We start from the raw sequence: 14,240 nt of genomic DNA, 5'->3' as shown, positions 1-14,240 counted from the left end.
ATCTTGCGGGCCTCTTCGCTGGCGAGCCAGCTCCTACAGCGCGTGCCCCCACATTCAGCAGTGGCGACAGTGCACCAGAACGCAAAAAGCCCTGCACCTGGCGACAAGCCAGGTGCCGCGCCCTGCGCGTAGCTTAAGGCCGTGGGCCCGGTATTCGCCGCGCCCCACCCCGAGAACAACAAGAACTCAGGTGAGCCATGAGCACAGTAGATCCGATCACCCTCGCCGTGGTGCGAGGGGCGCTGGAAACCGCGCAGCGAGAAATGACCCTGACCCTGGAGAAAACCGGCCGCTCCAGCGTCTTCAACCTGGCCCACGACTACTCCAACGCGTTGTTCGACCACCTGCCGGAAATGGTCCTCCAGGGCCAGGACATCCCGATCCACCTCGGCTCGCTGATCCCGGCGATGAAGTGCGTGGCCGGGTTCTTCGGCGACGACATCCGCGCAGGCGATGTGATCTATCACAACGACCCGGCCTACCAGGGCAGCCACATCCTCGACTGCTGCATGTACAAGCCGGTGTTCTATCAGGGCGAACTGGTGTTCTGGGCGGTGTGCAAGGGCCACCTCACCGACATCGGCGGCCCGGTGCCCGCCGGCTACAACCCGGATGCCAAGGAAATCTATGCCGAGGGCCTGCGGATTCCACCGGTCAAGCTCTGGTCCGAGGGCCAGCGCCGGGAAGACGTGATCAACCTGCTGCTGACCAACATGCGTGCCCGGGCCTACCAGGAAGGCGACCTGAATGCCCAGTACGGTGCTTGCAGCGTCGGTGAGCGGCATCTGCTGGAACTGCTCGAACGCTACGGCGTGGCACAGGTACGCGCCTGCATCGATGAGCTCAAGGACATGGCCGACCGGCATATGCGCGCGCTGCTGCGTGAGGTGCCGGACGGCGTCTACCACGGCAGCGCGGTGCTGGAGGACGCAGGCCACGGCCTGGGCCAGTTGACCATCAACGCCGAGGTGCGGATCAGCGGCGACCAGGCCCATGTGCGAATCGACAGCCCGCCCCAGGTGCCCTATTTCATCAATTCCTACGCCGGCAACTCGGTATCCGGGGTGTACCTGGGGCTGATGATGTTCGCCCAGGTGCCGCCGCCCTATAACGAGGGCCTGTACCGCTGCATCAGCGTCGACCTCGGCGCCCCGGGCACCCTGTGCAACGCCAGCGAGCCCGCGCCCCACGTCAACAGCACCACCACGCCCATGGAAACCCTCGCCGACGCGGTGCGCCAGGCCCTGGAGCAGGCAGCACCGGAACGGGTCACCGCGTCCTGGGGCCACGCCAGCGGGATCAACATCGCCGGGCACGACCCGCGCAACGACAACGCCGAGTACGTGACCATGGTCCTGGCTTCGATCATCTCCGGGGCCGGGGCCAACCAGGCCATGGACGGCTGGCCGGCCTGCGGTCCGCTGTGCTGCTTCGGCGCGCTGATGTCCGGGGATATCGAGTTGCTGGAATACGCCTACCCGATCCTCATCCACCGCTACAGCCTGATCACCGACAGTGGCGGCGCCGGGCAGTTTCGCGGTGGCTCCGGCACCTGCATCGAGATCGAACCGCTGCAGCACCCGATGACCGTGGTCGGCTTCGGCGAAGGCCGGCAACTGCCCACCGCCGGTGCTGCAGGTGCACGCAACGGCCTGCTGGCGCCCAAGCTCGGGCGGCTGATCCACCGCCGCGCCGATGGCCAGGAACAGACCTACCAGCACAACGCGCAACTGACCGCGCACCCCGGGGAACGGGTGATCAACTTCAACCCCGGCGGCGGCGGTTATGGCGATCCGTTCCAGCGGCCGCTGCCGCGAGTCGCCGAAGACCTGCGCAACGGCCTGATTTCCGCACAGGGTGCGCGCCTGGACTACGGCGTGGCATTCGACGCCGCAGACCAACTCGACCACGACGCCACCCGCGCCCTGCGCGCCCGCCCCTGAACCCGAGCCCACGGAGCCTTACTCATGAGCAAGCAACACTATCGCCTGGGCATCGACGCCGGCGGCACCTTCACCGACTTCATCCTCGCCGACCAGAACGGCAACGTGCAGTTGTTCAAGGCCCCCTCGACCCCGCAGGACGGCACCCTGGCCATCCGCAACGGCCTGGCGCAGATCGCCGACGCCATCGGCCGCAGCCCGGCGCAGATCATTGGCGACTGCGACCTGTGCATCAACGGCACCACCGTCGCCCTCAACGCGCTGATCGAGAAAACCGGGGTCAAGGTCGGACTGCTGTGCACCGACGGCCATGAAGACAGCCTGGAGATCCGCCTCGGGCACAAGGAAGACGGCCACCGCTACGATGCCAGCTACCCGCCGGCGCACATGCTGGTGCCGCGCCACCTGCGCCGGCCCATCGGCGGGCGCATGCTCAGCGACGGCCGCGAACACGCGCCCCTCGACGAAGCGGCGATCCAGCGCGCCATCGATTACTTTCGCCAACAGCAGGTCCAGGCGGTGGCGATTTCCTTCGTCTGGTCGGTGCGCAACCCGGCCCACGAACAACGTGCGGCGCAGCTGGTGCGCGCGGCCCTGCCAGAGGTGTTCGTCTGCACCGGCAATGAAGTGTTCCCGCAGATCCGCGAGTACACCCGCACCTCCAGCACCGTGGTCAACGCCTACCTGAGCCCGGTGATGGGCCGCTACATCGAACGCATCGACAGCCTGTTCGAGGAGCTTGGTGCGCAGCAGCCGACCCGCTACTTCCAGTCCAACGGCGGTTTGGCCCCCGGGGCGGTCATGCGTGAGCGGGCGGTCAACGCGATCAACTCCGGCCCCGCCTCGGCGCCCCAGGCCGGCTTGTGCGTGGCCCGGCCGTTCGGTATCGACAATGTGATCACCGTGGACATGGGCGGCACCTCCTTCGACATCACCCTGAGCCAGGGCGGGCGCACCAACTTCAGCAAGGACAGTGACTTTCTGCGCTACCGCATCGGCGTGCCGATGATCCAGGTGGAAACCCTGGGCGCCGGCGGCGGCTCCATTGCCTACCTCGACCCCTTCGGCATGCTCCAGGTCGGCCCACGCAGCGCCGGGGCCAACCCCGGGCCGGTGTGCTACGGCAAGGGTGGCAGCGAACCGACGGTGACCGATGCCAACCTGGCGCTGGGCTACCTGGCGGACGGTGCGCTGCTGGGCGGCAGCATCCGCCTGCAGCGCCAGGCGGCCCTGGAGGCGATCCGCAGCAAGATCGCCGAGCCCCTGGGGATCAGCGTCGAGCGTGCGGCCCTGGGGATCATCACCCTGGTCAACCTGAACATGGTCAGCGGCATCCGCCGGGTGTCAGTGGAGCGCGGCTACGACCCGCGCCAGTTCGCCCTGATCGGCGCCGGCGGCGCGGCGGGCATGCACGTGATCCGCCTGGCCGAGGAGATCGGCAGCCAGGTGGTGCTGATCCCCAAGGTCGCCTCAGGGTTGTGCGCCTACGGGCAGATTCTCTCGGACATCCGCTACGACCAACTGACCACCCTGCCCATGCGCCTGGACGATGCGCATGTGGACCTGACGCTGCTCAACCAGACCCTGGCGAAGTTGCGCGAGCAGGGCCTGGAAAACCTGCGCCAGGACGGTTTCAGCAACGGCAACCGGATCGATACCCAATACAACCTGGAGATCCGCTACTTGGGGCAGATCCACGAATGCAGCGTCGAACTGGCCAGCAGCAGCCTGGATCAGGCCGGCCTCGCCGCCTTGCGCGAGGCCTTCCATACCCGGCACAAGGCGTTGTTTTCCTACAGTGAGCCGCAGAGCCCGATCGAGCTGGTGAACCTTGAATGCTCGGTGATCGCCCGCCTGCAGCATCCGCCGATGCCAGAGTTGCCGGTTCCCCAGCAACGGCAGGCGGCGACGCCGCGGGAACAGCGGCCGATGCTGTTCAACGACGCCAGCGGCTGGCAACCGACGCCGGTGTACCACGGCGAGCAGTTACCGGCCGGGCAAACGCTGCAAGGCCCCTGCGTGATCGAGGAAGCCACCACCAACATCGTCGTGCCGCCGGGCTGGCAAGCCACCCTGGCGCCGTCGGCCTGCTACCGGCTGACGCCTGTCGATTGACCCTCCCGGGCTTTTGCCCAAAGATGTTCCACCCCAGGCACCGTGGCTGACCACCCGGTGCCGTCCTGGCTATAAAAAACACAACAGGCAGGCGTGATCATGGTTCAGCAGCTTTCCACCCGCTCTTGGTCCGACAGCCAGTGCCAGCCGCGCTGGGCCGAGGCCATTGGCAACGCCTACTTTCCCCTGTCCCTGGAGTTCGGCACCGACAGCCGCTTCCAGGGCAACCTGCAGATCTGGGAAACCCCCAGCAGCGCCCTCGCCCTGTCCCGCCTGCGCTCCAGTCGGCTGGGTTACTCACGGAGCAAGGCACAGGTTAGCAACGATGCCCAGGCCTGCTATCTGGTGACCATTCCCCGGCGCCACGAGGTGCTGTTCGAGCAGGACGGCCGCGAACTGCAGTGCCGGCCCGGCAGCTTCATCTTCGAACGGGGCGATGCGCCCTACCGCTTCCGCTACGCCAGCGACAACGACCTGTGGGTGTTCAAGCTGCCGGAACAGGCCCTGCACGGCCAGTTGCGCGGGGCCGAACGCTACACCCGCTTCTGCTTCGATGCCCGGCGCGGCCTGGGACGGATCTTCGCCGACCAGTTGGCGATGTGCGCCGCCCGCTTTGATGAATGCGCCCCGGCGGCGCGGCACATGCTGCTGGAGCAGGCGCTGTCGACCCTGCTGCTGACCCTGCGCCAGGATGAGCGGGTCCTGAACAGTGAAACCTCGAACCTCGCGGCCCTGCACCTGCAACGCATCGAAGCCTATGTAGAACAGCACCTGGGCGCAGCAGAACTGGCACCCAGGCAGGTTGCCGAAGCCTGCGGCATTTCCTTGCGCTACCTGCACAAGCTCTTCGCCGACCACCCCTGCAGCCTTGGCGAATGGATTCGCCAGCAACGCCTGGCGGCAGTGCACCGGCAATTGCGCGACCCGCACTGCCGCCTGTCCATCGGCGAACTGGCCTCACGCTGGGGCTTCAGCGACCAGGCGCAGTTCGCCCGGCATTTCCGCCGGTATTACGGCTGCACCGCCAGCGAAATGCGCAACGGCCGGGGCTGAACGCCAACCGACGAGCGCTGCGTCTCAGGCCCCTGCAGGCCCGGCAGTGGCAATGCCAGGCTGGCGTGCCGGGGTGACCCGGATGCATTTGCCACAGCGCCAGGCATGAAGTCGTATTTGCCAGTAAACTCCGTACCCTTTCGCCGCTGTCATCCTGTGTGCGGCCAAGCCCTTTTCATGCGGAGTTTGCCTTGCGTCTGTTTCACACCTCCGACTGGCACCTGGGCCAGAACCTCCACGGCCAGGAACGCGACTTCGAACACGCCTGCTTTCTCGAGTGGCTACTGCGCCAGCTCAAACACGAGCAGCCGGATGTGCTGCTGATCGCCGGCGACATCTTCGACACCGTCAACCCGCCAGTCAAAGCCCAGGAACGGCTGTATGACTTCATCGTCAGCGCCCACGAGCAACAGCCGGCCCTGACCATCGTGATGATCGCCGGCAACCACGACTCCGGCTCGCGCATCGAACTGCCCGCGCCGCTGATGCGCCGCTTGCGCACCCATGCCCTGGGCCGGGTGCTGTGGCTGGATGACGGCCAGCTGGACGCCGAGCGCCTGCTGCTGCCGCTGCCCGATGCCAGCGGCGCGATTGCCGGCTGGTGCCTGGCGCTGCCGTTCCTGCGGCCGGCAGAGGTCACCGGCGCGCAACTGGGCGACGACTACCTCAAGGGCATCGCCCAGGTCCATGAATGGCTGATCGCCGCCGCTAACGCCAAGCGCCAGCCGGGCCAGGCGTTGGTAGCGATAAGCCATGCGCACATGGCCGGCGGCTCGATTTCCGAAGATTCCGAGCGCAGCCTGATCATCGGCAACGCCGAGGCCCTGCCCGCCAGCCTGTTCAGCGCGGACGTCAGCTACGTGGCCCTGGGGCACCTGCACAAGCCGCAGAAGGTCAATGGCGAGGAGCGCATCCGCTACAGCGGCTCGCCGATCCCGCTGTCGTTTTCCGAGATCAACTATCAGCACCAGATCCTCGATGTGCGCCTGGACGGTGAAACCCTGGTCAGTGTGGAGCCGCGACTGATTCCCCGGGCCGTCAACCTGCAGCGCGTGGGCCCGGCCCCCTTGGGCGAGATTCTCACGCAACTTGGCGAGCTGCCGGACATCGACCTGCTGGCCGAGGAGCAGCGCCAGCCCTGGCTGGAGGTGCGGATACGCCTGGACGAGCCGCAGCCGGACCTGCGCCAGCAAGTGGAAAGTGTTCTGCAAGGCAAGGCCGTGCGCCTGGTGCGGATCGCCGCCGAATACGCCGGTAACGGCAGTCGCGATGGCGAGGACAGCGGCACCGAGCTGATCGAACTGGACCAGCTGAGTCCCGAAGAACTGTTCCGCCGGGCCTGGCGCGACAGCTACGCCAGCGAGGTGGACGAAGCCACCCTCAAGGACTTCGCCCTGCTGTTGCAGGACGTTCAACAAGAAGGGGAACAGCCATGAAGATCCTGGCCATCCGCCTGAAGAACCTGGCCTCCCTGGCCGGCCCCTTCGAGATCGACTTCACTGCCGAGCCCCTGGCCAGTGCCGGGTTGTTCGCCATCACCGGGCCCACCGGCGCCGGCAAGAGCACCCTGCTCGACGCCTTGTGCCTGGCGCTGTTCGGCGCGGTGCCGCGGCTGAACAACATCGGCCGGGAAACCAAGGTCCCGGAAATCGACAGTGAGATCCTTACCAGTGACCCGCGCACCCTGCTGCGCCGGGGCACCGGCAGCGGTTACGCCGAGGTGGATTTCGTCGGCATCGACGGCCGCCGCTACCGCGCGCGCTGGGAAGCCAACCGCGCCCGGGACAAGGCCAACGGTAAACTGCAGGCCAGCCGGCAGAACCTCAGCGACCTGGACAGCGAGCAGTTGCTGAGCAACCAGAGCAAGAGCGAATACAAGCAACTGATCGAAGCGCGCCTGGGCCTCAATTTCGAGCAATTCACCCGCGCGGTGATGCTGGCCCAGAGCGAGTTCAGCGCGTTCCTCAAGGCCGATGACAAAGAACGCAGCGAACTGCTGGAGAAGCTCACCAACACCTCGATCTATAGCCAGCTGGGGCGCCGCGCCTACAGCAAGAGCAAGGAAGCCGAGGACGTTCACAAGGAGCTCAAGGCCCAGGCCAGCGGCATCATGCCCCTGGAGCCCGAGGCCCGGGCCGAGCTGGACCAACACTTCAGCGAGGCCCAGCAGCAGCTCAAGAGCCAGCAGGCGCAGCTCAAGCAACTTGAGGCGCAGCACAGCTGGCTCAAGGAACTGCGCCAGTGGCAGGAGGCGCAGCAGAGTGCCGCCGAACAGTTGCAAGTGGCCGAGCAACAGGCGCAAGCCCTGGCCCCGGAGCGCCTGCGCCTGCAACGCCTGGAACAACTCGCGCCACAGCGTCACCAGTTCCTGCGTCAGGCTGAACTGGAGCAATCGGTTGCGCCGTTGCGCCAGCAGATCCAACAGCAAGCGCACCAGCAAACCGAACTCCAGCAACGCCAGGAGCCACTGCAACAGCAACTGCTGGACGCCGGCAGCGCCTTGACCCAGGCCCAGGACCAGCACCGCGACAGCGTCCCGCTGCTGCGCGAAGCCTTTGCCGAACAGGGCAACCTGACCCGCCTGGCGCAGAGCCTGGCCCAGGCCAGCGAACAGCGTGAGCGTGCCGAACACGCCAGCGCCCAAGGCCAGCAAGGCATCCAGGAACTGCAGGAGAAGCAGCGCCTGGTGGCCGAGCGCCTGGAGCAGATTGCCGGGCAACTGCAGCACAGCGCCGCCCTCGCCCCCTTGAGCGAGGCCTGGAACGCCTACCGTGAACGCCTGCAGCAACTGATGCTGGTCGGCAACCGGCTGAACCAGGGCCAGGCCGAACTGCCGGGCCTGGAACAACGCGCCAACGCCGCCGCCGAACAATTGAGCGAACAGCGCGCGCACCTGGAACTGCTCTACAGCGAAGCCGGTGCCGAACCCCAGGCCGTAGCCGAACAGATCGAACTGCTGGGCACACTGCTCCAGGACAACCGCAAGCAACAGCGCGCGGTCGAGGAACTGCTACGGCTGTGGACCCAGCAACAGGAGCTGGAACAGCGCAGCCAGGCCCTACAGGACAAACAACGGACGGCCGCGACCCAGCGCGAGGAACTGAACAAGGTCGGCCTGCACGCCAAGGCCGAGCTGGCACTGGCCGAACAGACCCTGAGCGTCACCCAGGCGCTGTTGGAGCGTCAGCGGCTGGCCCGCAGTGCCAGTGTCGAGGAACTGCGCGAGCAGTTGCAGGACGATCAACCGTGCCCGGTGTGCGGCAGTGTCGAGCACCCCTATCACCAGCCCGAAGCGCTGCTGCAGAGCCTGGGTCGCCACGACCAGGACGAAGAAGCCAACGCCCGCAAGGCGGTGGACAGCCTCAAGGAACAACTCAACGAACTGCGGGCCCAGGTACAGGGCCTGATCGCCCAACAGAAGGAGTTCCTTCAGCAGCAGGAGCAACTGGCCAGTCAGCAGCAGGCCCTGGCACCGAGCCTGCAAGCTCACCCGCTGAGCGCCAGCCTGCTGGACCAGGAGCCGCCCAAGCGCGATGCCTGGCTACGCCAGCAACTGGAGCAGTTGCAACAGAGCATCGGCCAGGACGAAAGCCGCCAGGGCGCCCTGCTGACCCTGCAAAAGGACGCTGCGCGCCTTCAGCAGCAGTTGCAGCAGGCAGTTGAAAGCAGCCAACAAGCAACCCAGCACCTGCAACAACAGCAGCAACAACTGAGCGCCGACCGCCAGCGCCTGGACGAGGAACTGGCCAGCTTCAGCCAGCTGTTGCCCGGCACGCTGCTCGACGGCCTGCGCGCCGACCCGGCCACCACCTTCATGCAACTGGACCAGCAGGTGCTGCAACGCATCGAACAGCTGCAAGCACATCAGGACGAGGCCGAAGAACAACAGCAACGCCAACAGCTGCTGGAGAAAGAGCAGGACCGCCAGCTCACCCGCCAGCAGCAGCTGACGGACGCCCAGCAGCAATTCAGCACCCTGAGCGAACAACAGCAGGCCTGCCAGGCGACACTCAGCAAACTCCTGGGCCCCCACTCCAGCGCCGAGCGCTGGCAGCAACAGCTCGATCAAGCCGTGGAGCAAGCGCGCAACGCCCAGGCCACGGCCCAGCAGCAACTGCAAGCCCTGCATCAGCAACTGATCCAACTGAGCGTCGAGCTCAAGTCCCGGGAAGAACGCCTGCAAGCCCTGGAAGGCGAACTGCAGCAACTGGCCGACAGCATCGAACAATGGCGTGCACGACACCCGGAACTGGATGACGCCGGCCTGCAGCAACTGCTGGAGCTGGACGAGCCGCAGATCCAAGAACTGCGCCAACGCCTGCAGTCCAACGACAAGGCCATCGAGCAAGCCAAGGTGCTATTGCAGGAGCGCCAGCAGCGCCTGGAACAGCATCAGGCCCAGCACAACGGCAACCTTGCGGCCGAGCAACTGACCCAGGCCCTCGCAGACCTGCAGCAGCACGCTCTGGCCAGCGAGCAGCAGGTAGCGGAACTGCGGGCCCGGCAAAGCGAGGACCAGCGTCGCCAAGAGGCCAACCAGGCCCTGGGCCAGCGCATCAGCGACGCCTACGGCGAATGGCAGCGCTGGGCCCGGCTCAACGCCCTGATCGGCTCGGCCACCGGCGATACCTTCCGCAAGATCGCCCAGGCCTACAACCTCGACCTGCTGGTGCACCACGCCAACGCCCAGCTGCGCCAATTGGTGCGGCGCTACCGGCTCAAGCGCGGCGGCAGCATGCTCGGCCTGCTGGTGCTGGACACCGAGATGGGCGATGAACTGCGCTCGGTGCATTCATTGTCCGGCGGTGAAACCTTCCTGGTGTCCCTGGCCCTGGCCTTGGGGCTGGCGTCCATGGCGTCGAGCACGCTGAAGATCGAATCGCTGTTCATCGATGAAGGTTTTGGCAGCCTCGACCCCGAGTCCCTGCAACTGGCCATGGACGCCCTCGACGGCCTGCAGGCCCAGGGGCGCAAGGTGGCGGTGATTTCCCATGTGCAGGAAATGCACGAACGGATTCCGGTGCAGATCCAGGTCAGCCGCCAGGGCAATGGCCTGAGCACCCTGGAGGTGAAATGAGCCTGATCGAAACGCCGCTGGCGACTCTTTACTCGTTCCGGCGCTGCCCCTACGCCATGCGCGCCCGCCTGGCCTTGCGCTATGCCCAAGTGCCGGTGCGGATCGTCGAAGTCAGCCTCAAGGCCAAGCCGCCAGAGATGCTGGCGCTGTCCGCCAAGGGCACGGTGCCGGTGCTGGATATCGATGGGCGGGTGATCGATGAGAGCCTGGAGATCATGTACTGGGCGCTGGAGCAGCATGATCCGCAGAACTGGCGGCTCAGCGGCGCCCCTGAAGCCCAGGCGCAGATGGCGGCCTTGATTGCCGAGAATGACCAGGTGTTCAAGGTGCACCTCAATCGCTACAAGTACGCCGAGCGTTATCCCGAAGCGCCCATGGCGCATTACCGGAGCCAGGGCGAGGCATTTCTCGCTCGGTTGGATGGCCTGCTGCAAGAGCGGCGCTATCTGCTGGCCGAACATCCGAGCTTGGCGGACATGGCGTTGCTACCATTTGTTCGGCAGTTTGCTCACGTGGATCGGCAGTGGTTTGCGCAGACGCCCTATAGCGCCTTGCAGGGGTGGTTGCGGGAGTGGCTTGAGTCCGAGTTGTTTGGGCGGGTGATGGTTAAGGCTTCTTCTCCAGTTTTGCAGCCTTGAGCACCCGTTCTGCTGAAACAGCCCTTCAATGTTCCAACGACGACGGGACAAATCAGCAATGTGCTGAGCACTGATACTGTCCGGCAAATTGCTCCAGAACCACATCACCGAATCGCCCGAATCAGTAGGTGTTTGCCGGCTCGGCTCAACTCAGCGCCAACAGTGGCCGCCTTGCAATTCGATGATGTGTTCGCGCACTGCTGCGCCTTCAATCAACACCGGTTCTTGCCAATCACCTTCCTGGCCCCGTCGTGGATGGTGGACCTGCTGTCGAACTGTTGGGCCGAGGCTTACAAATCATCCATCCAGTCGCCCTTGGGTTTCAGGCTGGCCACGAACTCTTCGATTGCGTAATCGTCGTTCTCAAATTTCGCCAACGAAGGGGCTGTCGGTTTGCTTGCGGGAGCGGGTTGCTTAGTGTCAGTGCTGGCGGTTTGTGGCATCAGGTTGACGCCGAACCTGTTGTCGAGCGGTTTTTTTCCCGGTGTCGGTGAGGTGACCGCAATGATCGTTGCCTGGTCCTTGCGGCGCAGGGGCATCACCACGCTGGTGTCGGCGTTCTGGTAACTGGCCATGGTGGCCAAGGCAATGCCCACGAAGGGTGAGGCAGCTCCGGTATCGCCCAGGCGCTGGGTCAGGTCGTAGCTTTCACGGGAGTCCAGCAGGTCCAGGGCGCTATGGGCAATGGTGAGGGCCGGCATCAGTTCGGCCAGTGGCACGCTGTTCAAACCGCCGTCGTAGAACAACCGGGCCGGTGCTGGGGCAATCCCGTCGATGGCTTTTTTCCAACCTGCGGCCAGTTGCGCACTCAGGGCTTCGCGCTTGAGACGTTCGCCATTGTCCGGGCGCTGCAGGGACACCGTGATTGGGCGATGGATCTTGGCCAGCACCGGTAAAGCGTCCCATTGCTCAAGGGCGTGTTCGGTCCAGGGCTGAGGGATGAACTCTGAAGGTTGGAACTCCACGGCCGGTTTACGCCAACCCCAGCCAGTGAACTCGGGATCGATCTTGTTCTTGTTGACCTTGGTAAAAGGGGCGTAGTAGCGCAGCCATTCGACGCGCTCGGGGCGGCCGATGACCAGGGCGACCATTGCATCAGTTAATTTGTCAGGTTGCCGTGGGCCCGCGACAGCTCCCAGCGACTTCAAAGAAATATCTTTGCTTGATAGGGCGCCAGCCATATTGATGCCATCAAGGGTATAAATCAGCACTGCAGGAAGGTCTGGATTGAGCTCGAATAGTTGGAATAGGTTTTCTACCAAAACTTCGGGAGTGTCATTACAGACAATGCCATCCTGCACATTACGAATCCGATGCCAGTGCAAGCCCGAATCTGTACGGTAACTATTTACCGTATTGGTTAACATTTTCTGTGTTCTTTCGGGCCTAAAACGCAAGTTAGGCGTTTGTGGGTCCCAACCACGAACCACTGTGATAGTGGGGATTGGCCACTTCTCCATGAAGTCCCGCAATCCCAGCTCCAATGCATCAGCAATGCGCTTAGTCCACGCCATGTTTTTATCGTCAGAAGTCACCGGATACTTCTTCGGGTCCATGGGTAGAACGCTGCCTACATGCAGTGACTCCGTTTGCTTCGCACTCTGCTCTTGCAAAGCCTGCCAGGTCTGCCCCTGCCGAAATACATCCAGGCTCATGCCGATGCTGAGCACATCCAGGGTTTCCAATCGAGGCGAAGTGGTCGGAGCTCGGTAGCGGGTATCAGCTGACATGTCAGACGTCTTCTTGCCAAGAGGATAAGCAGCTACAGGCGTTGCCGGGCTGGCAAAGCAGCGAATAGGCGTGAGCGGATCTTCTGTGGCCAGAGTCACGCCACTGCTCAACAGCAAACCAGCCATGGAAAAACTGCTGAATACCGAACGCATCACCGTTCTGCCTTGAGTGGTGGAGTCGCCGAATCGAATGCTATCCATGGCCATCTCTGTCCGTTTGTCCTGAGCGGACGGCATTTGCCGTCCGGGTGTTGGCGTGCTGGGGCCAAGGCTTACAAATCATCCATCCAGTCACCCTTGGGTTTCAGGCTGGCCACGAACTCTTCGATTGCGTAATCGTCGTTCTCAAACTTCGCCAACGAAGGGGCTGCCGGTTTGCTTGCGGGCGCGGCTTGCTTAGTGTCAGTGCTGGCGGTTTGTGGCATCAGGTTGACGCCGAACCTGTTGTCGAGCGGTTTTTTCCCCGGTGTCGGTGAGGTGACCGCAATGATCGTTGCCTGGTCCTTGCGACGCAGGGGCATCACCACGCTGGTGTCGGCGTTCTGGTAACTGGCCATGGTGGCCAAGGCAATGCCGACGAAGGGTGAGGCAGCTCCGGTATCGCCCAGGCGCTGGGTCAGGTCGTAGCTTTCACGGGAGTCCAGCAGGTCCAGGGCGCTATGGGCAATGGTGAGGGCCGGCATCAGTTCGGCCAGTGGCACGCTGTTCAAACCGCCGTCGTAGAACAGCCGGGCCGGGGCTGGTGCAATCCTGTCGATGGCTTTTTTCCAACCTGCGGCCAGTTGCGCACTCAGGGCTTCGCGCTTGAGACGTTCGCCGTTGCCCGGGCGCTGCAGGGAAACGGTGACCGGGCGATGGATCTGGGCCAGCACCGGCAAGGCGTCCCATTGCTCAAGGGCGCGTTCGGTCCAGGGCTGGGGGATGAACTCTGAAGGTTGGAACTCCACGGCCGGTTTACGCCAGCCCCAGCCGGTGAACTCGGGATCGATCTTGTTCTTGTTGACCTTGGTGAAGGGTGCGTAGTAACGCAGCCATTCGACACGCTCGGGGCGGCCGATGACCAGGGCGACCATTGAATCGGTGAGTTCGTCAGGTAAGCGAGGACCATTTCCCTGACCAATTGGCCAAGTATTTTTATCCTTGTTTGCAAGAGCAAAAGTCATGTTATGACCTTCAGCGCTATAAACCAATATTGCCGGCAAGTCTGGATTACGCTCGAATATTAGGAAAAGCTTTTCAAGCAACTCCTCAGAGGTATTACTACAGACAACTCCATCAGAGAAATTACGAATACGGTGCCAATGCAGCCCAGCAGGTGTTCGCATGTTATTAACCATGACCGACAAACTGCGCCGAGTTCTTTCAGGCGTAAAACGTAAATTCGGCGTCTCAGGGCTCCAATCACCTACTACAGTGATGGTGGGGATCGGCCACTTTTCCAAAAAATCTCGCAATCCCATTTCCAAGGCATCCGCCTTGCGTTTATCCCAAGCCATATCCTTATCACTGGCAGTTACCGGGTACTTCTTTGGATCCATGGGCAGGATACTGCCGACATGCAGTGACTCCGTTTGCTTCGCACTCTGCTCTTGCAAAGCCTGCCAGGTCTGCCCCTGCCGAAATACATCCAGGCTCATGCCGATGCTGAGCACATCCAAAGTTTCCAAGCGAGGCGAAGTAGTGG

General features: G+C 63.8%; 8 protein-coding genes. 6 read left to right on the top strand and 2 right to left on the bottom strand.

The window, feature by feature from the left end; genetic code table 11:
• The first annotated feature begins 197 nt into the window (after positions 1-197).
• The 6 genes from capB to GV818_RS33175 all read left to right on the top strand — a co-directional run bounded on the left by capB (position 198) and on the right by GV818_RS33175 (position 10,826).
• Positions 198-1,943 (top strand): caprolactamase subunit beta, encoded by a 1,746-nt coding sequence (capB, locus tag GV818_RS33200; protein WP_161778689.1) that lies wholly within the window; start codon positions 198-200, stop codon positions 1,941-1,943.
• 24 nt (positions 1,944-1,967) lie between these two features.
• Entirely contained in the window at positions 1,968-4,058 is a 2,091-nt protein-coding gene (gene capA / locus GV818_RS33195) for a caprolactamase subunit alpha (RefSeq protein ID WP_161778688.1), read from the top strand.
• Positions 4,059-4,157: 99 nt separating this feature from the next.
• Positions 4,158-5,111: a helix-turn-helix domain-containing protein gene (locus GV818_RS33190; protein WP_161778687.1), complete on the top strand. Its 954-nt coding sequence runs from the start codon at positions 4,158-4,160 to the stop codon at positions 5,109-5,111.
• Positions 5,112-5,302: 191 nt separating this feature from the next.
• Complete coding sequence (locus tag GV818_RS33185) at positions 5,303-6,547, top strand: exonuclease SbcCD subunit D C-terminal domain-containing protein (protein WP_161760058.1); 1,245 nt, start codon at positions 5,303-5,305, stop codon at positions 6,545-6,547.
• Positions 6,544-10,188, top strand: coding sequence for an AAA family ATPase (locus GV818_RS33180; RefSeq protein ID WP_161778686.1), 3,645 nt, complete (start codon positions 6,544-6,546; stop codon positions 10,186-10,188). The genes GV818_RS33185 and GV818_RS33180 overlap by 4 nt, the downstream gene beginning before the upstream one ends.
• On the top strand, positions 10,185-10,826 hold the full coding sequence (locus GV818_RS33175; RefSeq protein WP_161778685.1) for a glutathione S-transferase: 642 nt from the start codon (positions 10,185-10,187) through the stop codon (positions 10,824-10,826). The genes GV818_RS33180 and GV818_RS33175 overlap by 4 nt, the downstream gene beginning before the upstream one ends.
• 290 nt (positions 10,827-11,116) lie before the next feature.
• Here GV818_RS33175 and GV818_RS33170 read toward each other — a convergent pair whose 3' ends face one another.
• Together GV818_RS33170 and GV818_RS33165 are read right to left on the bottom strand one after the other, a co-directional pair.
• Positions 11,117-12,709, bottom strand: coding sequence for a type VI lipase adapter Tla3 domain-containing protein (locus tag GV818_RS33170; protein ID WP_306108717.1), 1,593 nt, complete (start codon positions 12,707-12,709; stop codon positions 11,117-11,119).
• A gap of 119 nt (positions 12,710-12,828) precedes the next feature.
• A partial coding sequence (locus tag GV818_RS33165; protein WP_178125246.1) for a type VI lipase adapter Tla3 domain-containing protein occupies positions 12,829-14,240 on the bottom strand: 1,412 nt, incomplete at its 5' end.

It is taken from the genome of Pseudomonas sp. Fl4BN1, from assembly GCF_009908285.1.
In the GTDB taxonomy this organism is placed as follows: domain Bacteria; phylum Pseudomonadota; class Gammaproteobacteria; order Pseudomonadales; family Pseudomonadaceae; genus Aquipseudomonas.
This window is presented reverse-complemented; position numbering and strand designations above follow the sequence as displayed.

What these genes read in the sequence shown, in the direction of transcription:
- capB (WP_161778689.1), top strand. Translation starts at nt 198, where the DNA reads ATGAGCACAGTAGATCCGATCACCCTCGCCGTGGTGCGAGGGGCGCTG.
- capA (WP_161778688.1), top strand. Translation starts at nt 1,968, where the DNA reads ATGAGCAAGCAACACTATCGCCTGGGCATCGACGCCGGCGGCACCTTC.
- GV818_RS33190 (WP_161778687.1), top strand. Translation starts at nt 4,158, where the DNA reads ATGGTTCAGCAGCTTTCCACCCGCTCTTGGTCCGACAGCCAGTGCCAG.
- GV818_RS33180 (WP_161778686.1), top strand. Translation starts at nt 6,544, where the DNA reads ATGAAGATCCTGGCCATCCGCCTGAAGAACCTGGCCTCCCTGGCCGGC.
- GV818_RS33175 (WP_161778685.1), top strand. Translation starts at nt 10,185, where the DNA reads ATGAGCCTGATCGAAACGCCGCTGGCGACTCTTTACTCGTTCCGGCGC.
- GV818_RS33170 (WP_306108717.1), bottom strand. Translation starts at nt 12,709, where the DNA reads ATGCGTTCGGTATTCAGCAGTTTTTCCATGGCTGGTTTGCTGTTGAGC.